A 17,991-nucleotide genomic window follows, 5' to 3' on the forward strand; every position below is an offset into this window, starting at 1 on the left:
GTTTCAAAAAGCCCATGGCGTCGTTGTGGCGCCTTGCCGTGCAGGCGCACTGTCTTCGGCTCCACGCCTGGCCACGGTCATTTTGTAACGACTTCTACGCCGGCCACCTGTCCTATGACGCCGCCACCGGCTCCAGTGCCGCCAGCCCGGCGTCGGCCCCGCTCCCGGCCTCGCCCACGTCGGCATAGCGGGCCGCGATGTCGAGAAACTCCTCCTCCACCATCAACAGCGCGTCCACCAGGTCGGGATCGAACTGCTCGCCGCTGCCCTGGCGGATCAGTTCCAGCGCCGTCTCGTGGGTGAAGGCGGGCTTGTAGACCCGGCGCGAAATCAGCGCGTCGTACACGGCGGCCACCGCCACCAGCCGCGCCGACAGGGGGATGGCGTCGCCGGCCAGACCCTGCGGATAACCGGAGCCGTCGTACTTCTCCTGGTGCGAATAGGCGATCTCGCGCGCGTAGCGCAGGAACGTGGTGCTGCGGCCCAGGTGGCGTTCCACTTCGGCGATGGCGTCGCGCCCGTAGACGGTGTGGCGCTGCATGACGGCGAATTCCTCCTCCGTCAGCCGGCCCGGCTTGAGCAGGATAGCGTCCGGGATGCCGACCTTGCCGATATCATGCAGCGGCGCGGCCTGGAACAGCAGCGCGATATTGGCGTCATCCAGTTCCAGCGCGAAGCGGGGCAACGGCTGCAACTGGCGCGCCAGCGCGGCCACGTAATGCTGCACCCGGCGGATGTGGTTGACCGTCTTGTGGTCGCGCGATTCGGCCAGCGCGGCCAGCGCCCAGATCACCGCTTCCACCATCTGGCCCTGTTCGGCCGTGCGTTCCTGCACCAGATGTTCGACCAGGCCGGCCTGGTGGCGCAGCAGTTCGCGCGAGCGGCGCAGTTTGACGTGGGTGGCCACGCGCGCCCGCAACGCCTCGGCCAGCAACGGCCGCTGCACCACGTCGGCCGCCCCACCCTGCCAGGCGCGCCGCTCGGCCTGTGGCTGGCCGCCGTCGACCAGCATCAGCACGGGAATGGCGGCCGTGTCGGGGCAGGCCCGCAGTTGTTCCAGCACGCCGTGGCCATCCAGGCCATCGGCACCGGGCAGCGCCGCATCCAGCAGCAGCAGATCCGGGCGCGGCAACTGACGCGCGGCCGCCAGCGCGGCGGCGCCATCGCCCGCTTCGCGCAGCGTGTACTGATCGTGCAGCAGTGCGCCCAGCGTCGCGCGCTGCTGCGGCGCGCCATCGGCGACAAGTACGATGGCCCTGTGATGGACGTCCATGCCTGGCAACCCCTTGCTAAGTACTAGTTTCCAAACATCATCATACCTGAGCCCTCGCCGCGCGCCGCATTTTTTGCGCGCCGCGCTTGCAAATGAATAGTGCGCTATCTATACTGGCCACATGACGACCACACCCGCCACCACCACCTCGCCGCTGCACCAGGTCCCCAAGCTGGATGCCCAGTTGTGCTTCGCCCTGTATTCCACCTCGCTTGCGATGAGCAAGCTGTATCGCAAGCTGCTGCGCAAGCTGGGGCTGACCTATTCCCAGTACCTGGTGATGATGGTGCTGTGGGAGCGCGACGGGTTGACCGTGACGGAAGTGGGCGAGCGCTTGTTCCTCGATTCGGCCACCCTCACGCCGCTGCTCAAGCGCATGGAGCAGGCCGACCTGCTGACCCGCACGCGCGCCGCCAGCGACGAGCGCCAGGTAATCATCACCCTCACCCCGGCCGGCGACGCGCTGCGCCATGTGGCGGCCACGCTGCCGCCCGAGATCATCGGCGCCACCCGCTGCAGCCTGGATCAGGTGGTGAGCCTGAAAAACGAATTGAACGCCCTGCGGGCCAGCCTGCTGCAGGCGGTTTGACGCCACGCCTGCGCAGCAAAACCGCGCGCGGCGTAAAATGCCTGCACCATGACTCCCAGCAGGCATCCATGACCATTCCCGTCCCCACCTTCACCGCCCCCGAATCCGTCCCGCAGGCGCTGCGCCAGCAAGGTTACGCGCTGCTGCGCCCCGAGGACGTGGCCAGCCTGGCCGGCTGCACCCTGGCCGACCTGGCCGCGCTGGAACCGAGCTGGGATGACCTGGCGCAGGATAACTACCTGAAGGACGGTGGCCGTTACCGCCGCCGGCGCCACTCGTGCTTTGTCCAGGACGGTGACGCCTTGCGCCAGACGGCGCACCGCCCCCACTGGCAACCGCTGGAATACAACGCCCTGCACGGCGGCATGCAGCGCCTGTTCGAGCCGGTGCTGCCGGCCACGGTGGCGCAGCCGGCCTGGCAAGGCCTGGTGCGCGGCATCGGCCAGTTGTGCACGGCCGCGCGCGGAACCCACCCGTGGTACATCGAGGCGCACCAGTTCCGCATCGACACCACCGACGGCATCGGCCGCCCCACGCCGGAAGGGGCGCACCGCGACGGCGTCGACTTCGTGGCCGTGCTGCTGGTGGGCCGGCGCGACATCAAGGGCGGCGAAACCCGCATCTTTGAAGCGCAAGGCCCGAACGGCAAGCGCTTCACGCTGACGGCGCCGTGGTCGCTGCTGCTGCTCGACGACGCGGCCGTGATCCACGAATCGACCCCGATCCAGCCGCTGGCCGCGCACGGCCACCGCGACACGCTGGTGCTGACCTACCGGGCCGGCGCGTTCCAGGGCATGCCCGCGTAGCGCCGCACACACGGCGGCGGTGAAATTGCACTGCGGCGCCGCTAAATCCGATATAGTTTCACCAGCCCGTAACAACACGGCACGGGCGGCCCGGCCGGCCCGTCCACGCCGCCAACCGCCCGCCAGCCGGCCCGCCCGACGATGCGGTGCGAACCTACTCCAGGAGAGTGCCTGTGGACTCCAGTTATGAAATCCTCCCCGACGAAACAGAAATCCTGATCGTCGAGGACAGCCCAACCCAGGCCGAGCGGCTGCGCCGGCTGATCCAGTCGATGCGCTACCGCGCACGGGTGGCCAGCAATGGCCGGCTGGCGCTGGAAGCGATCCGCGAAGCCAAGCCGCAACTGGTGCTGTCCGATGTCGTGATGCCGGAGATGGACGGCTACACGCTGTGCCGCGCCATCAAGACCGACGACAAGCTGCGCGACATTCCCGTGATCCTCGTCACGTCGCTGACGGACCCCAAGGACATCATCCGCGGCATCGAATGCGGCGCCGACAATTTCATCCGCAAGCCCTATTCGGAGGAGTACCTGCTCAACCGCATCGGCCACATGCTGATGAACCAGAAGCTGCGCCGCAGCCAGAACATGGAGATCGGCATCGCCCTCTACCTGGGCGACCAGAAGCACTTCATCAACGCCGAGCGCCAGCAAATCCTCGACCTGCTGATCTCCACCTACGAACAGGCGGTGCAGGTCAACAGCGAATTGCAGGCGCGCGAACGGCAAGTGATCGAATTGAACATGCGGCTGGCCCACCACGCGGGCGAGCTGGAAACCATCAACCGCGAAATCGCGTTGAAGAACCTGGAGCTGGCCGAGGCTAGCCGCATGAAATCGGCGTTCATCGCCAACATGTCGCACGAACTGCGCACCCCGCTCAACGCCATCATCGGCTTCACGGGCGCGCTGCTGATGAAACTGCCTGGTCCCCTGACCACGGAGCAGGACAAGCAGCTCAACACGATCCGGGCCAGCGCCCGCCACCTGCTCTCGCTGATCAACGACATCCTGGACGTGGCCAAGATCGAGGCGGGCAAGGTGTCGCTCATGGTGGAGCCGGTGCCGTGCCAGCAACTGGTGGCCGAAGTGGTCGACAGCGTACGCCCGCTGGCGCTGCAAAAGGGACTGGCGCTGGAAGTGGTGCTGGCCGAGCAACCGCTCGCGGTCGACACGGACCGCCGGGCCCTGACCCAGATCCTGCTCAACCTGCTCAACAACGCCATCAAGTTCACGGACAAAGGCACGGTGCGCATCAGCCTGGCCCTGTGCGACGCTGAAGGCGGCCCGCGCGTGGAATTCACCGTGACCGACAGCGGCGCCGGCATCCGCACCGAAGACCAGGCCAAGCTGTTCCAGGCGTTCTCGCAACTGGATTCCACCTCGACCCGCCACGCCGAAGGGGCGGGGTTGGGCCTGTACCTGTGCCAGAACCTGGCCAACCTGATAGGCGGCTCGCTGTTCTTCACCAGCGATTTCGGTCACGGCAGCACATTCACGCTGGCGCTCAAACCCCGGCATTGAGCGGGTTGGCGGCCCACGGCCGCAGCGGAGGAAGATATGGCGGCATCGATACTGGTCATCGAGGACAACCCGGCCAATATGAACCTGATGGTCTACCTGCTGGAGGCCTATGGCTACCGCGTGCTGTCGGCCTGGGATGGTGAACAGGGTGTGGCGGCGGCGCGCCGCGAGCGGCCCGACCTGGTGCTGTGCGACTTGCGCCTGCCGCGGCTGGACGGCTACGGCGTGCTGCGCCAGCTGAAGGCCGATCCGGCCACGCGCGCCATCCCCGTGCTGGCGGCCAGCGCCGAGCCGGCCGACGATGGCGGCGCGGCCCTGCTGGCGGCCGGCTTCGACGGCGTGCTGGCCAAGGCCTTCGAACCTGAACAGCTGTTGCCGGCGCTGGCCGCGTGGCTGCCGGCACCGCTGCGCACTGCGCACATGTCGCCGCCCGCGCCCGCCGTTGACGTATCCGACTATGCCGCACCGGACGCCACGCCCGTTCCCGGCATCGCCCCCCTCGCCCGTGCGCGCGTGCTGCTGCTGGATGCGGCGCCCGCCAACCGCGGCCTGCTGGCTTCCGTGCTGGGTCCACTGGGCTATCCACTGACGGTGGCGGCCAATGGATCGCAGGCCGAAGCCTGCGCGAGCCAGGCGTTCGATCTGGTGCTGTGCGACTGCGACGGCGAGGATGAAGCGGCGCTGCAAGCGTTTCCCGTGGCGGCGTTGCGGCGCCTTGAACACTTGCCGCTGGTCGTGCTGCGCCCCGCGCTCGACGACAGCGTAGCGTGGGTGCCTGGCGGACGGCGTTATCCGGCCCGCTTGCTGGCCCACCCGATCGAACCGAAAAAACTGGTGGATGAAATCGCGGCCTGCCTGGCGGCCGCGCAGCCAGCGGCGTGAGTGGCGCTGAATGAACTTGCAGTTATCTTTTTGATACCACCGACCTCGAAGACGCTGGTGGCGGAAACCGAACTGACCAAAAAAAATCGCCCGCTACCTTGCGGTGCGGGCGTAATTCCAATGTTCAGCGAACGGTTGGAGGAGACAGTTCCAATATATGCCGATTCATGGTGCGCTGCAATACAGTAGAACTACTAGTCCGGCGCATGCGGTCCCCGATTCAGGACGAGCGCAGCACGCTGAAACCGGCGCGCTGGCCCGGCATGGCGGGGAACACCTGCGCCAACTGGCGCTCCGTGAGGCCCAGATGGCGCAGCGCGACCTGAGCCAGCACGGTGCGGAAATCCGTCGTCACGGGCAGGTCGCGCCCTTCGTTGAGCTGATCCTCGCCCAGCCCCCGCCACTCGCCATACACCCGGCCGCCGGCCACGCCACCGCCCAGCACCCACATCGCGTTGCCATGGCCATGGTCGGTGCCGCCGTTGCCGTTCTCGCGCGCTGTGCGGCCGAATTCGGACATGACGACGATGGTGGTCTGGTCGAACAAAGGACCGAGCCGGCGCGCCAGCACTTCCAGCCCCTGCCCCAACGGCGCCAGGCGGTTGGCCAACTGCCCCTTGGCCGCGCCCTGGCTGGCGTGGGTATCCCAACCACCCAAGGCCACGAAGGCCAGCTGGATATTGGAGTCGTTGCGCATCAGCGTGGCCAGGCGCGCCGCGTCGTCCGGGAAGCCGTTGGGCAGCGGTGCGCCGCCGTCGGCCATTTGCATCTCCATGTCGGCGGCGGCCATCATCACTTCCTGGTGCGCATCCCGTCCCTGCTGGTAGGCGCGGCCGAAACGGACATGGTTGGCATACAGCTGGTCGAACGCGCGCCCCAGCGCGGGCCGGTCCAGCACATTGGCGCGGGTGCCGGCCGCGCCGCTGGCAAGGTTGACGGCCGGCGCCCGGCCAGCCAGGATGCGCGGCATGGTGGAGCCGATGCTGAGCGCGCGGGTGGGCGTGGCCGTGCCGGGCAGCGCGCCGGCCAGCCGGTTCATCCAGCCGTCCGCCGTGCTCTTGGCGCCGGGTGTGGCCGACTCCATGTAATCCTGCGCGTCGAAATGGGAACGGGTGGGATCGGGCGAACCGCTGGCGTGCACGAAGGCCAGCTTCTTCTGCTCCCACAACGGCAGCAGTGGCGCCAGCACCGGGTGCAGGCCGAAATAGCCATCCAGTTCCAGCGCCCCGCCCTCGGCGCCGGGCCGGGCCAGCGCGATGGTGGGCCGCAGCCGCCCGTAATTCGGATCGCCCACGGGTGCCACCACGCTCAGGCCATCGACGGCGCCACGCAGCATGATGACGATCAGGCGCCGGCCGTTGCCGCCGCCCTCGGCCGGCGTGGCGGCCCAGGCGTGGCGCCCCAGCGGGATCACCAGGCCGGCGCTGGCGGCCAGCGCGTGCATGAAGTCTCGGCGTTGCATGGTCACTCTCCTTGTTTCACTTCTCAATGCTGCATGAAGTCAGGGCCGCCTAACAGCATGGCGGCGCGCAGTGGTTCGGGGCTGGCGGCCACCGCGTCGCGCGTGCGGGCCGAGACGGCGCCGCCCAGCGTGGCTTGCAGCGCGCCCGCATCCAGCGCGCGCGCCATGCCCGTGGCGTAGGCGATGCGGCGGCTCAGCGCATCCGGATTGAGCCAGGCCGCCTCCGTGTTCTTGTAGCCGTCCGGCGTCTGGCAGCCGTACAGCGGCATGCCGAGCCGGTTCAATGCGCCCAGCACGGGCTTGATCTCCGTCAGCGGCGCGCTGCCGGCCCGCACGGCCGATACGACGAACTGATACGGCGTCTTGAACTTGGCCCCCTGCGCCTCGGACGCCATGAATTCGGGGCTGGCGAACAGCGTGGCCAGCACGGTGCGGATGTCGCCCTTGCTATCGAGGTAGCTGTGCGCCATGCGCTCGACCAGCGCCGGCGGCGGCGCGTCCTGCACGAAGTACTGGGCCAGCTGATAGCTCAGGTGGTGCGCCGTGGCCGGATGCATGGCCAGCACGTCAAGCGCATATTCACCCTCATCCTGGCCGCCCCCATGCACGGTGCGGCCCAGCCACTGCTTGTCGCCCTTGTCGTGGCGGCGCGGATTGAACTCGAAGCCCTCGTTGCGCTGCGCCAGCGCGCGCGGGTTGAAGGTCCAGCCGGTCAGCACGCGGGCCAGCTCGCGCACGTCGCGCTGGGTATAGCCGCCATCCACGCCCAGCGTGTGCAGCTCCATCAGCTCACGCGCATAGTTTTCATTCAGGCCAGCCGCCTTGACCTTGTCGTTGGCGCGGCCACGGGGCACGAAGCCATCCGCCGTCGACAGCCAGTTATCGAGGTAGAACAGCATGGCCGGATGGTGGGCCGTGGCGCCCAGCAGGTCGCGGAAGGAACCGAGCGCGTACGGCCGGATCGCATCACGCTCATAGCTGGCCACCAGCGCCCGGTCCAGCCCTTTGCCTTCAAACACGTTGAAGTGGTTGAACCAGAAATCGACCATCACTTCTTCCAGCTGGCGCGGGCTGTCCACGGCACGCGCCAGACGCGCTTCGGCCGTCTGCTCGGTGATATTCACCACCACGGCGCGCCGCCTGGCCTTGGCGTCCTCGCCCTCGTCCTTGACCATTTCGCGCACGGCCAGGAACTGCGCCAGCGTGCGGCCGGCGGGCTGGCGCGCCGTCTCCAGCGCATCCAGCCGCGCCGTCAGCGCGGCCGGCATGGGGATGGATTCGGGATGGAGCTGGCTGTCGATGTAGCGCTGCACGCCCATCTGCGTCACCCGCTCGATGTCGCCGGGACGGGGGCCATAGGCCAGCCGGTTCAGCACATGCAGGGCGGCCTGCTCGGGCGATTGCGGCAAGTCGGCGGCATCGGCGGCACCGTGCGACAACAAAGCAAAGGCGGCGATGGCGATGCTGCGCTTGGCGTTCATGGCGGTCGTCCTCGGTGGGTAGCGGTGCGGCCATTCTAGCGCTGCCCCCGCCGAAATGTGTGAGTACTCAAGTATCGAAAGTAAGCATATGTTACAGACAACTTTCACCAAGAAGTTAATCAATCGATCTAGTTATATCAATTGTTTGAATTTCGTGTTGTAATGCCGGGATGACTCAAGCAAACCAACCCCCAAGCCGCCCCGCCGAGGACACCCGCAAGCCCCGCTCGGACGGCGAACAGTCGCGCCAGCGGCTGCGCCTGGCCGCCATGCGCCTGTTCGCGGAACAGGGCTACGCCCGCACCTCCACGCGCGAGATCGCGCAGGCCGCCGGCGCCAACGTGGCCGCCATCAGCTACTACTTCGGCGACAAGGCGAGCCTGTACCGGGCCGTGTTCGAAGGCATGTGCCCGGCGCCGGCTGCCAATATCGCCCAATACGAACAGCCCCATTTCACGCTGCGCGAATCCCTGCTGGGTTTTTACCGCCAGATGCTGGCGCCGCTCCAGCAGGACGACGGCGCCCAACTGTTCCTGCGCCTGTGGCTGCGCGAACGGCTGGAACCCACCGGCCTGTGGGCGGCCGAAATCGACAACAGCATCCGTCCCGAGCACATGGCCATGGTGCGCGTGCTGTGCCGCCACCTGGGCCTGGAACAGGGCGACGACGAAGTACACCGCCTGGCCTACGCGCTGGCCGCGCTGGCCGTGCAGATCATGGTGGGACGCGACATCGTCACCGCCATCACGCCGCAACTGCTGGCCACGCCGGAGGCGATCGAACAATGGCTGCACCGGCTGGTCCGCTATGGCGAAGCGCTGGTGATGGCGGAACAGATCAACCGTAAGGAAGGAAACGCATGAAGAGAGCACTACGAGGCGCGGCGCTGATGGCGGCCGTGGCGAGCGCCCTGAGCGCGTGCGCCGTGCAAGGCCCGGCGCAGCAAGTGAGCGCGCCGCTGCCGGCCCAATGGCAAGCCCCGCTGCCGCACGAAGGCAGCGTGACGGAACTGGCGCAATGGTGGCAGCGGCAGGGCGACGCCCTGCTGGCGCAACTGGTGACGGCGGCCCAGGAAGCCAGCCCCTCGGTGGCCAGCGCCGGCGCCCGCATCGCCCAGGCCCGCGCCGAACGGGTGGCCAGCGGCGCCGCGCTGGCGCCCTCGCTGGACGCGGCGGCCAGCGTCAGCCGCATGAGCCAGCAGTCGGCCCTGCCGCTGGGCACCACGGCGCAAGCGGCCCTGCAAGCGTCGTGGGAGATCGACCTGTTCGGCGCCGGCCGCGCCGCGCGTGACGCGGCCCAGGCCCGCCTCGACAGCGCGCAGGCGGGCTGGCATGACGCCCGCGTGTCGGTGGCGGCCGAAGTGGCCAACCAATACTACGCGCTGCGCGCCTGCCAACAACTGCTGGACGTGGCCCGCCAGGACGCCGCCTCGCGCGCCGACACGGCGCGCCTGACGGAACTGAGCGCCCGCGCCGGCTTCCAGCCCCCCGCCACGGCGGCCCTGGCCCGCGCCAGCGCGGCCGACGGCAACAACCGCGCCGTGGCCCAGCGCGCCGCGTGCGACGTGGGCGTCAAAGCGCTGGTGGCGCTGACCGCCCTGCCCGAACCCGAGCTGCGCGCGCGCCTGGCCGGCGCCGCGCCGGTGACGCCTCCCGCCATCGCCATCGACGCGCTGCCGGCCCAGACCCTGCGCCAGCGGCCCGACGTGTACAGCGCCGAGCGGGCCGTGGCGGCCGCCAGCGCCGACGTGGGCAACGCCCGCGCCCAGCGCTATCCGCGACTGACGCTGACCGGCTCCGTGGGCGCGGCCAACTTCAGCACGGGCGGCCACAGCACGCAGCTCGACACATGGAGCATCGGCCCGCTGGCGCTCACGCTGCCGCTGGTCGACAACGGCCGCCGTGGCGCCAACGTAGATGCGGCCAGCGCCCGCTACGATTCGGCCGTGGTGAGCTACCGCGCCAGCGTGCGCCAGGCCGTGCGCGAAGTGGAGGAAGCGCTGGTCAACCTGCACAGCACGGGCGAGCGCGAAGGCGACGCCAACACCGCCTTGCAAGGTTACCGTGAATCGTTCACGGCGATGGAAGAGCGCTACAAGAACGGCATGGCCAGCCTGCTGGAACTGGAAGACGCACGCCGCACCCGGCTGGCCGCCGAAGACACGGTCATCAATCTGCGGCGCGAACGCAGCGCCGCCCTGGTCGCGCTGTACCGCGCCGCCGGCGGCGGCTGGAGCGCGCCCAACAACAACCGCAATGAGCAATGACATGAAGCGAATCGCCATGAACTCCATCCAACTCAAACCCCTGGCCGCTACCCTGCTGGCCGTGTTCACCCTGTCCAGCATCGGCATCGCGCTGTACGCGCCTGCCTCGCGCGCGGCCGATGCCAGGAAAACCGATACCGCCAAACCGGCGCTCACCGTCACCACGGCCCTGCCGCAAGCTTCGCGCCTGCCCATCAAGCTGGCCGCCAACGGCAACCTGGCCGCCTGGCAGGAAGCGAGCGTGGGCAGCGAGGCGAACGGCCTGCGCCTGACGGAAGTGCGCGTCAACGTGGGTGACACCGTCAAGGCCGGCCAAGTGCTGGCCGTGTTCTCGGCCGACAGCGTGAACGCCGACCTGGCCCAGGCCCGCGCCGCGCTGCAGGAAGCGGAAGCCAACGCCGCCGAGGCGGCCGCCAACGCGGCCCGCGCCCGCACACTGCAAACGACGGGCGCGCTGAGCGCCCAGCAGATCAGCCAATACCAGACGGCCGAACAGACGGCCAACGCCCGCATCGCCTCGGCCCGCGCGGCCGTGGCCAGCCAGCAGCTGCGCCTGAAAAACACGCAGGTGCTGGCGCCTGACAGCGGCGTGATCTCGGCCCGTGGCGCCACCGTGGGCGCCGTGGTCGGCGCCGGCACGGAATTGTTCCGCATGATCCGCCAGGGCCGGCTGGAATGGCGCGCCGAAGTGACGGCGGCCGACCTGCGCCAGCTGCGCACCGGCACCAGCGCCGTTGTCAAGGCCGCCAACGGCGCCGAGGCCACGGGCAAGGTGCGCATGGTGGCGCCCACGGTCGATCCGCAAACGCGCTACGCGCTGGTGTACGTGGACTTGCCGGCCAGCGCCACCAGCGCCGCCAACGCCCCGTTCAAGGCCGGCATGTTCGCCAGCGGCCAGTTCGAACTGGGCGCGTCGGACGCCATCACCGTGCCGCAGCAGGCGATTGTGGTGCGCGACGGCTTCAGCTACGTGTTCCGCTTGAACGCGGACCAGCATGTCAGCCAGCTCAAAGTGAAAGCGGGCCGCCGCCTGGCCGACCGCATCGAAGTGCTGGACGGCATAGGCGCCGACACGCGTGTGGTGGTCAACGGCGCCGGCTTCCTCAACGACGGCGACCTGGTGCACCATGTGGCCGCCGCCGCATCGGCGCCAGCGGCGGCGGCGGTGGTGGGAAAGACCCAGACCCAGCCCCCGGCGCAAGCCAAGGCCGCCGCGCCCACCGCGCCCGCCGCCCGCTAAGGAGCCGTCGTGAATTTTTCCTCCCTGTCGATCAAGAATCCGATCCCGGCCATCATGCTGTTCGCCCTGCTCACGCTGGCCGGGCTGATCGCCTACCGCGCCAATCCGGTGCAGGACTTCCCGGACATCGAACTGCCCATCGTCACCGTCACGGCCGCGCTGGACGGCGCCGCGCCGGCCCAGCTGGAAACGGAAGTGGCGCGCAAGATCGAGGACTCCGTCGCCACCCTGCAAGGGGTGAAGAACGTGTACACCAATGTGCTCGATGGCGTGGCCACCATCACCGTCGAATTCATCCTCGAAAAGCAGTTGTCGGACGCCGTCAACGACGTGCGCGACGCGGTGGCCCGCGTCAAGGCCGACTTGCCGGCCGAGCTGCGCGACCCCAGCGTGACCAAGGCTTCCACCGCCGGCCGCGTGGTGCTGACCTTCACGGCCAGCGCCGCCCCCGGCGAAGGTGTGCCCATGGACCAGCAGGAGCTGAGCTGGTTCGTTGACAACACGGTGGCCAAGCGCCTGCTGGCCGTGCCCGGCGTCGGCGCCGTCAAACGCGTGGGCGGCGCCTACCGCGAAATCCGGGTCGAACTGGACGACGCCCGCATGGCCGCGCTCAAGGTATCGGCGCTGGACGTGTCGCGCCAGCTGCGCCAGGTGCAGAAGGAAGCACCGGGCGGCCGGGGCGACATCAGCGGCGCCGAACAATCGGTGCGCACCATCGGCACCGTCAAGAGCGCGGCCGAACTGGCGGCCATGGACTTGCCGCTGCCGGACGGCCGCCGCATCCGCCTCGACCAGGTGGCCAGCGTGCGCGACACGGTGGCCGAGCCGCGCGCCGTGGCCCAGCAGGATGGGCGCGACGTGGTGGCGTTCGAAGTCTTCCGCACCAAGGGCGCCAGCGAACTGGCCGTGGCCAAGGGCGCGCGCGCGGCCATCGCGGAAATCCAGCAAGCCCACCCCAACGTGGCGCTCACCCAGTCCATCGACAACGCCTTCCCGGTCGAGGAGAACTTCCACGGCTCGATGGATCTGCTGTATGAAGGCGCGCTGCTGGCCGTGCTGGTGGTGTGGTGGTTCCTGCGCGACTGGCGCGCCACGCTGGTGGCGGCGGCCGCGCTGCCGCTGTCGGTGATGCCCGCCTTCCTCGGCATCTACTGGTTCGGCTACACCCTCAACACGGTCACGCTGCTGTCGCTGGCGTTGGTGGTGGGGGTGCTGGTGGACGACGCCATCGTCGAAATCGAAAACATTTCGCGCCACCTTGCCATGGGCAAGACGCCGATGCAGGCGGCCATGGAGGCGGCCGACGAAATCGGCATGGCGGTGATCGCCACCACCTTCGCGCTGGTGGCCGTATTCCTGCCCACCGCTTTCATGAGCGGCATTCCCGGCCTGTTCTTCAAGCAGTTCGGCTGGACCGCCGTGCTGGCCGTGCTGGCCTCGCTGGTGGTGGCGCGCCTGCTCACGCCGATGATGGCGGCCTACCTGCTCAAACCGGCCAAGCAGCACCAGCAGCAGGACGGCTGGCTCATGACACGCTACATCCGCGTGATGCGCTGGTGTTTGTCGCACCGGCTGGTGACGGGCATCGCCTCGGGCGCCTTCTTCGTCGGCGCCATCATGCTGGTGCCGCTGCTGCCGACCGGCTTCGTTCCGCCGGCCGACCGCGCCCAGACCCAGATCAACCTGGAACTGCCGCCCGGCTCCACGCTGGCCGAAACCGAGGTGGTGGCCGAACGGGCGCGCGTGGCGGCCATGCAGGTCCAAGGCATCAAGAGCGTGTACAGCTCCATCGGCGGCGGCTCCAGCGGCGACGCCTTCGCGCCCGGTGCGGCGGCCGAGGCACGGCGCGCCGTGCTGACCCTGACCACCGTGCACCGCAACGAGCGCAAGGAATCGATGGCCGATATCGAAAACCGGATCCGCCTCAAGCTGGACGAGATTCCCGGCGCCCGCTTCAACGTGGGCCCGCCCGACACGGGCGTCAAGATGCAGCTGGTGCTGCGCAGCGAAGACCCGGTGGCGCTGATGGCCACCGCGCAGCAGGCCGAGCGCGAACTGCGCACCCTCAAGGGCGTGGGCAACGTGCGCTCCAGCGCCTCGCTGGTGCGTCCGGAGATCATCGTGCGGCCTGACTTCGCCAAGGCGGCCGACCTGGGCGTGACGGCGGCCGCCATCGGCCAGACCGTGCGCGTGGCCACGGCCGGCGACTACGACACCGACCTGACCAAGATGAACCTGCCCGAACGCCAGGTGCCGATCCGCGTCAAGCTGCCCGACGCCGTGCGCGCCGACCTGGACGCCATCGGCCGCCTGACTGTGCCGGGCAAGAACGGCCCCGTGATGCTGGCCAACGTGGCATCCATCACGATGGAGAGCGGCCCGGCCCAGATCAACCGCCTCAATCGCAGCCGCAACGTGACGCTGGACGTGGAACTGGGCAAACGCTCGCTGGGCGAAGTGAACGAGGAAGCGCGCGCGCTGCCGGCGCTGAAAAATCTGCCGGCCGCCGTCAAGATCGCGGAATTGGGCGACACCCAGGAGATGGCGGCGCTGTTCGCCAGCTTCGGGCTGGCCATGCTGATCGGCGTGATCTGCATCTACTGCGTGCTGGTGCTGCTGTTCAAGGACTTCATGCAGCCGGTGACGATCCTGGCCGCGCTGCCGCTGTCCATCGGGGGCGCCTTCGTGGCGCTGCTGATCACGGGCCGCGCGCTGTCCATGCCGTCCATGATCGGCTTGATCATGCTGATGGGGATCGTGACCAAAAACTCAATCTTGCTGGTCGATTATGCTATTCTGGCCCGTCAGGCCGGCATGGGCCGTTTCGAGGCGCTGGTGGACGCTTGCCACAAGCGCAGCCGCCCGATCCTGATGACCACCATCGCCATGGGTGCCGGTATGATGCCGCTGGCGCTGGGCTGGGGCGCCGATCCCAGCTTCCGTTCGCCGATGGCCATCACCGTGATCGGTGGCCTGATCACGTCGACGTTACTGAGCCTGCTGGTGGTGCCAGCCGTGTTCACCTACATCGACGACCTGGAACATTTGCTGAAGCGGCTCATGCGCAAGCTGCGCCGCCATCCGCCGGAATCGCCTGCGCCGCTGCGCCAGGTGGCCAGCGGCCGAAACTAATTGGAGATAGACATGGACGTACAAATCAAAGAACTGCCCGCCGTGCGCGTGGCCTACCTGCGCTACAAGGGCCCGTTCGGCCCGGCGCTGGGCGAATTCTGGAAAGAGGTGTTCGCACCGTGGCAAAAGGCGTTTCGCCTGCAGGGTCGCGTCAGCTATGGCGTGGCGCAGGACGACCCTACCACCACGGCGCCCAACGAGTGCCGCTACGACGCCTGCGTGGAAGTGGCGCCCGACTATCAAATCGCGGCGCCAGCCAAGGAAGCCATGCTGGCCGGAGGCCGTTACGCCGTGGCCCAGTTCCACGGCACGCCGGACCAGATGCCGGCCGCTTGGCAAGAACTCCAAACCCAATGGCTGCCGGCCAGCGGTCTGAAGAAGGATGCCCGTCCCTGCCTGGAACGCTACGCGGCCGATTTTTCCATCGATCCGGCCACGGGCGCGTTCAGCTGCGAACTGTGCATCCCCGTCGCCTGAGATAAGCGCAGGTATGCGCGGGTAGGCGCCGGTAGCACAGGCAAGCCCACCCGCGCGCTCATGGCGCCCAGCCGCCGCCAAGCGCGCGATACAGATCAACCGACGCCTGCAACAGCCGCGTCTTGAGCTGCAACCGTCCCACGTCGGCGCCGTACAGCGTACGTTGGGCGTCCAACTCCTCCAGATACGAAGCGTAGCCGTTGCGATAGCGGTTATGCGCGATGCGCAGCGTTTCGGCCGCCGTGGCGCGGCGCGCGTCGTTCTCCACCGCCTGTTCCCGCAGCCGCTGCAAGGCGCCCAGGCCATTTTCCGTCTCCGCCAACGCCCCGCGCACCGCGTTTTCGTACGCATACGCGAGCTGGTCACGCTGCGCCGCCGCCGCATCCGTCTGCGCCTGCACCCGGCCGCCGTCGTACACGGGCGCGGCGGCCAGCGCCGTCAACCGCCACAAGGCGGTGGGCGCGTTGGCCAGATCGTGCAGCCGGAAATTCTGCACCCCGCCAACGGCCGTCAGCTTGAATGACGGCAGCAACTGGTCGCGCGTAGTGACCAAATTGGCGTTGGACGCCACCAGATTGAATTCGGCCCGCGCGATGTCGGGCCGGCGCCGCAGCAATTCAGACGGCAGCCCGGCGGGAACCTCCGGCGGGGTCAGGTCGGCCAGCGGCGCACCGCGCGCGATGGGGCCGGGATTACCGCCAGCGAGAACGGCCAGCGCGTTCTCCTGCTCGAAAATGGCGCGCCGCAGCGGCGGAATCTGCTCCGCCGCCGCTTCATATTCTGCCTGCGCTTGCAACCATTCCAGCCGCGAACTGTAGCCAACCTCGAACTGGCGCTGCGCCAGCGCGCGCGAATGCTCGCGTAGCGTCAAGGTCGCCTGCGTCAGTTCCAGCTGGGCGTCCAGCCCGCGCAAGTTCAGGTAGCCCGACGCCGCCAGCGCCGCCACCGACAATGCGGCCGCGTCGGCATTAGCGCGTTCGGCGTCGTAGCTGGCCTGCGCCGCGTCGGTCTGCGCGGCCAGCCTGCCCCATACGTCGATTTCGTAACTGGCCTGGAATTCGGCCTGGTACACATTGGTCACATACGGCACGCCGTTGTAGGCCAGCAGGCGGGTGCGCGTGGGCGAGGCATCGACGCTGACGCTGGGCCGCTGTCCAGCGGCGGCCACGCCCAGCCGCGCGCGGTACTCGCTCACACGCGCGCGGGCAATGCGCAGGTCGCCGTTGTTGGACAGCGCCGTCGTCACCAGCGCGCTCAAGGCGGGATCGCCGAAGCTGTGCCACCACTGCTGCTCCGGCGCTGGCGCGCCGGCCGACGGCCCCACTGGCGCGCGCCACGCGAGGGGCACTTGCAGCGTGGATGGCGGCGGTGGCGGCGCCGTTGCGGCGCAACCGGCCAGCACTCCGACCGACAACGCGGCAAACGCAGCGGCGGTCAAACCGACGCGCAACGCGACGGCAGGCTTGCCCGTCCCCGCAGCCAACCATCCGGCGCCCACCACGCTCATGGCCTCGCTCCCGCCGCATGCGCGGATGCGGACACAGGCGAAGGTGCAGGTGCAGGTGCGGACGCGGGCACAGGCGCGGGTGCTGGTGCGTGCGCGGGTGTCGGCGCGGACGCGGGCGCGGGCGCGGGCGCGTGGCCGGCGTCGTTCAATTCCGCCGAGGTGTCGATACTGACGATCACCGACATCCCCGGCCGCAGCCGGCGCGCCTGCGCCTGCCCCGGATCGATGCGGATACGCACCGGAATCCGCTGCGCGATCTTGACGAAATTGCCGGTCGCGTTATCGGCCGGCAGCACGCTGAATTCGGAGCCGGTGGCCGGCGAGATACGCTCCACCTGCCCCGTCAATGTGGCGCCGTCCAGCGCATCGACCTTGAAGGTGGCGCCCTGCCCCACCTGCACCGCGTTCATCTGGGTTTCCTTCAGGTTGGCGATCACCCACAACTGGCGCGGCACCAGTCCCATGAGCTGCGCGCCCGCATTGACGTAGGCGCCCTGGCGCACAGTGACCTGGCCCAGCTGGCCATCGGCCGGCGCCGTGATGCGCGTGTTGTCCAGGTCTACCTTGGCCGCCTTGAGCGCGGCCGCCGCGTTGGCCACGGCCGCCTCCAGCGCCGCCTTGTTGACCTGCACCGACTGCACCTGCTGGCGCGCGATATCGAGCGAGGCGCGGGCTTGCGCCACGGCTGCCACCGTTTGCGCCCGTGCCGCGCGCGACTGGTCCTGCTCACGCACGGACAGCGAACCATCGGCCGCCAGTTGTTCCACCCGTCCCAGATCGGCCGTAGCCTTGCTTGCCTGCGCTTGGGCGTTGGCCAGCGCGGCCAGGTTCAGGGCCACGCCCGCCTCCGCGCTGCCGCGCGCCTGCGCCCAGTTGGCCAGCGCCGCCTGCTGGGCCGCCAACTGGGCCTGGGCCTGCTCGTAACGCTGCTGGAACACGCGGTCATCCAGTTGCACCAGCAAGTCGCCCTGGCGCACCTGCTGGAAGTCCTGCACCTTTACCTGTGTCACATAGCCAGACAACTGCGTGCCCACCAGCGTCACCTGGCCCCGCACCAGCGCGTTTTCCGTCGACACGATAGCGCTGCTGAACGGCGGCAGCCGCCACGCATACAGCACCACCAGCACGCCCGCCAGCGCCACGGCCGCGAAGCCGATGGCCGACAACCACTGCGCGCGCCGGTCCGGCGGCATCGGCGGTGGCGAGGCGGCGGCCACCGCGGCGGCGGCGGCGGCAGCTGCCACCGCCGCCATGTCGGCTGGTGCGTGAGCCGGAGCCGGAGCCGGAGCCGGGGTCGGAGCTGAAGCTGAAACCGGAGCCGAAGCCTGGGTCGAGGTTGGGTCCGAAGCG

At 68.9% G+C, this 17,991-nt stretch carries 14 protein-coding genes; 9 read left to right on the forward strand and 5 right to left on the reverse strand.

Annotated features, from left to right (window positions below; all coding sequences use genetic code 11):
- Window positions 1–112 precede the first annotated feature (112 nt).
- Window positions 113–1,273, reverse strand: a complete 1,161-nt coding sequence (locus H3H39_RS06125; protein ID WP_182152451.1) for an HD domain-containing protein — start codon at window positions 1,271–1,273, stop codon at window positions 113–115.
- A 121-nt stretch (window positions 1,274–1,394) separates the two neighbouring features.
- Here H3H39_RS06125 and H3H39_RS06130 point away from each other — a divergent pair, with 121 nt between their 5' ends.
- From H3H39_RS06130 to H3H39_RS06145, 4 genes are all read left to right on the forward strand, one after another.
- A complete protein-coding gene (locus tag H3H39_RS06130; RefSeq protein WP_182152452.1) occupies window positions 1,395–1,862 on the forward strand; it encodes a MarR family winged helix-turn-helix transcriptional regulator in 468 nt (155 codons plus the stop codon).
- A 68-nt stretch (window positions 1,863–1,930) separates the two neighbouring features.
- Window positions 1,931–2,668 carry a 2OG-Fe dioxygenase family protein gene (locus H3H39_RS06135; RefSeq protein ID WP_182152453.1) on the forward strand — a complete coding sequence of 246 codons (738 nt, stop codon included), beginning with the start codon at window positions 1,931–1,933 and terminating at the stop codon, window positions 2,666–2,668.
- 173 nt (window positions 2,669–2,841) lie between these two features.
- Window positions 2,842–4,194, forward strand: coding sequence for a hybrid sensor histidine kinase/response regulator (locus tag H3H39_RS06140; RefSeq protein ID WP_182152454.1), 1,353 nt, complete (start codon window positions 2,842–2,844; stop codon window positions 4,192–4,194).
- A gap of 36 nt (window positions 4,195–4,230) precedes the next feature.
- A complete protein-coding gene (locus H3H39_RS06145; RefSeq protein ID WP_182152455.1) occupies window positions 4,231–5,076 on the forward strand; it encodes a response regulator in 846 nt (281 codons plus the stop codon).
- A gap of 220 nt (window positions 5,077–5,296) precedes the next feature.
- Here the strand turns inward: H3H39_RS06145 and H3H39_RS06150 are convergent, their stop codons facing one another.
- Window positions 5,297–6,538: a DUF1501 domain-containing protein gene (locus H3H39_RS06150; protein ID WP_182152456.1), complete on the reverse strand. Its 1,242-nt coding sequence runs from the start codon at window positions 6,536–6,538 to the stop codon at window positions 5,297–5,299.
- Between the two features lie 23 nt (window positions 6,539–6,561).
- Window positions 6,562–8,019 (reverse strand): DUF1800 domain-containing protein, encoded by a 1,458-nt coding sequence (locus H3H39_RS06155; RefSeq protein WP_182152457.1) that lies wholly within the window; start codon window positions 8,017–8,019, stop codon window positions 6,562–6,564.
- A gap of 170 nt (window positions 8,020–8,189) precedes the next feature.
- Here H3H39_RS06155 and H3H39_RS06160 point away from each other — a divergent pair, with 170 nt between their 5' ends.
- From H3H39_RS06160 to H3H39_RS06180, 5 genes are read left to right on the forward strand one after another with little or no spacing between them, the layout of a single operon-like run.
- Window positions 8,190–8,882: a CerR family C-terminal domain-containing protein gene (locus H3H39_RS06160; protein ID WP_182152458.1), complete on the forward strand. Its 693-nt coding sequence runs from the start codon at window positions 8,190–8,192 to the stop codon at window positions 8,880–8,882.
- Window positions 8,879–10,285, forward strand: a complete 1,407-nt coding sequence (locus H3H39_RS06165) for an efflux transporter outer membrane subunit (protein WP_182152459.1) — start codon at window positions 8,879–8,881, stop codon at window positions 10,283–10,285. The genes H3H39_RS06160 and H3H39_RS06165 overlap by 4 nt, the downstream gene beginning before the upstream one ends.
- Window positions 10,286–10,301: 16 nt before the next feature.
- Window positions 10,302–11,525, forward strand: a complete 1,224-nt coding sequence (locus tag H3H39_RS06170) for an efflux RND transporter periplasmic adaptor subunit (protein ID WP_182152460.1) — start codon at window positions 10,302–10,304, stop codon at window positions 11,523–11,525.
- A 9-nt stretch (window positions 11,526–11,534) separates the two neighbouring features.
- On the forward strand, window positions 11,535–14,657 hold the full coding sequence (locus H3H39_RS06175) for an efflux RND transporter permease subunit (RefSeq protein WP_182152461.1): 3,123 nt from the start codon (window positions 11,535–11,537) through the stop codon (window positions 14,655–14,657).
- Window positions 14,658–14,669: 12 nt separating this feature from the next.
- Window positions 14,670–15,134, forward strand: a complete 465-nt coding sequence (locus H3H39_RS06180; protein ID WP_182152462.1) for an AraC family transcriptional regulator — start codon at window positions 14,670–14,672, stop codon at window positions 15,132–15,134.
- Between the two features lie 58 nt (window positions 15,135–15,192).
- Here the strand turns inward: H3H39_RS06180 and H3H39_RS06185 are convergent, their stop codons facing one another.
- Window positions 15,193–16,641, reverse strand: a complete 1,449-nt coding sequence (locus H3H39_RS06185; protein WP_182152463.1) for an efflux transporter outer membrane subunit — start codon at window positions 16,639–16,641, stop codon at window positions 15,193–15,195.
- Window positions 16,638–17,894 carry an HlyD family secretion protein gene (locus tag H3H39_RS06190; protein ID WP_182152464.1) on the reverse strand — a complete coding sequence of 419 codons (1,257 nt, stop codon included), beginning with the start codon at window positions 17,892–17,894 and terminating at the stop codon, window positions 16,638–16,640. Before H3H39_RS06190 ends, H3H39_RS06185 begins: the two co-directional genes overlap by 4 nt.
- Window positions 17,895–17,991 lie beyond the last annotated feature (97 nt).

The sequence above is a fragment of the Rugamonas apoptosis genome (assembly GCF_014042355.1).
Lineage (GTDB): Bacteria > Pseudomonadota > Gammaproteobacteria > Burkholderiales > Burkholderiaceae_D > Rugamonas > Rugamonas apoptosis.

Excerpts from the sequence above, each read along its gene's own strand:
- H3H39_RS06125 (WP_182152451.1), bottom strand. The coding sequence starts at position 1,273 with ATGGACGTCCATCACAGGGCCATCGTACTTGTCGCCGATGGCGCGCCG.
- H3H39_RS06130 (WP_182152452.1), top strand. The coding sequence starts at position 1,395 with ATGACGACCACACCCGCCACCACCACCTCGCCGCTGCACCAGGTCCCC.
- H3H39_RS06135 (WP_182152453.1), top strand. The coding sequence starts at position 1,931 with ATGACCATTCCCGTCCCCACCTTCACCGCCCCCGAATCCGTCCCGCAG.
- H3H39_RS06145 (WP_182152455.1), top strand. The coding sequence starts at position 4,231 with ATGGCGGCATCGATACTGGTCATCGAGGACAACCCGGCCAATATGAAC.
- H3H39_RS06150 (WP_182152456.1), bottom strand. The coding sequence starts at position 6,538 with ATGCAACGCCGAGACTTCATGCACGCGCTGGCCGCCAGCGCCGGCCTG.
- H3H39_RS06155 (WP_182152457.1), bottom strand. The coding sequence starts at position 8,019 with ATGAACGCCAAGCGCAGCATCGCCATCGCCGCCTTTGCTTTGTTGTCG.
- H3H39_RS06160 (WP_182152458.1), top strand. The coding sequence starts at position 8,190 with ATGACTCAAGCAAACCAACCCCCAAGCCGCCCCGCCGAGGACACCCGC.
- H3H39_RS06165 (WP_182152459.1), top strand. The coding sequence starts at position 8,879 with ATGAAGAGAGCACTACGAGGCGCGGCGCTGATGGCGGCCGTGGCGAGC.
- H3H39_RS06170 (WP_182152460.1), top strand. The coding sequence starts at position 10,302 with ATGAACTCCATCCAACTCAAACCCCTGGCCGCTACCCTGCTGGCCGTG.
- H3H39_RS06180 (WP_182152462.1), top strand. The coding sequence starts at position 14,670 with ATGGACGTACAAATCAAAGAACTGCCCGCCGTGCGCGTGGCCTACCTG.
- H3H39_RS06185 (WP_182152463.1), bottom strand. The coding sequence starts at position 16,641 with ATGAGCGTGGTGGGCGCCGGATGGTTGGCTGCGGGGACGGGCAAGCCT.
- H3H39_RS06190 (WP_182152464.1), bottom strand. The coding sequence starts at position 17,894 with ATGGCGGCGGTGGCAGCTGCCGCCGCCGCCGCCGCGGTGGCCGCCGCC.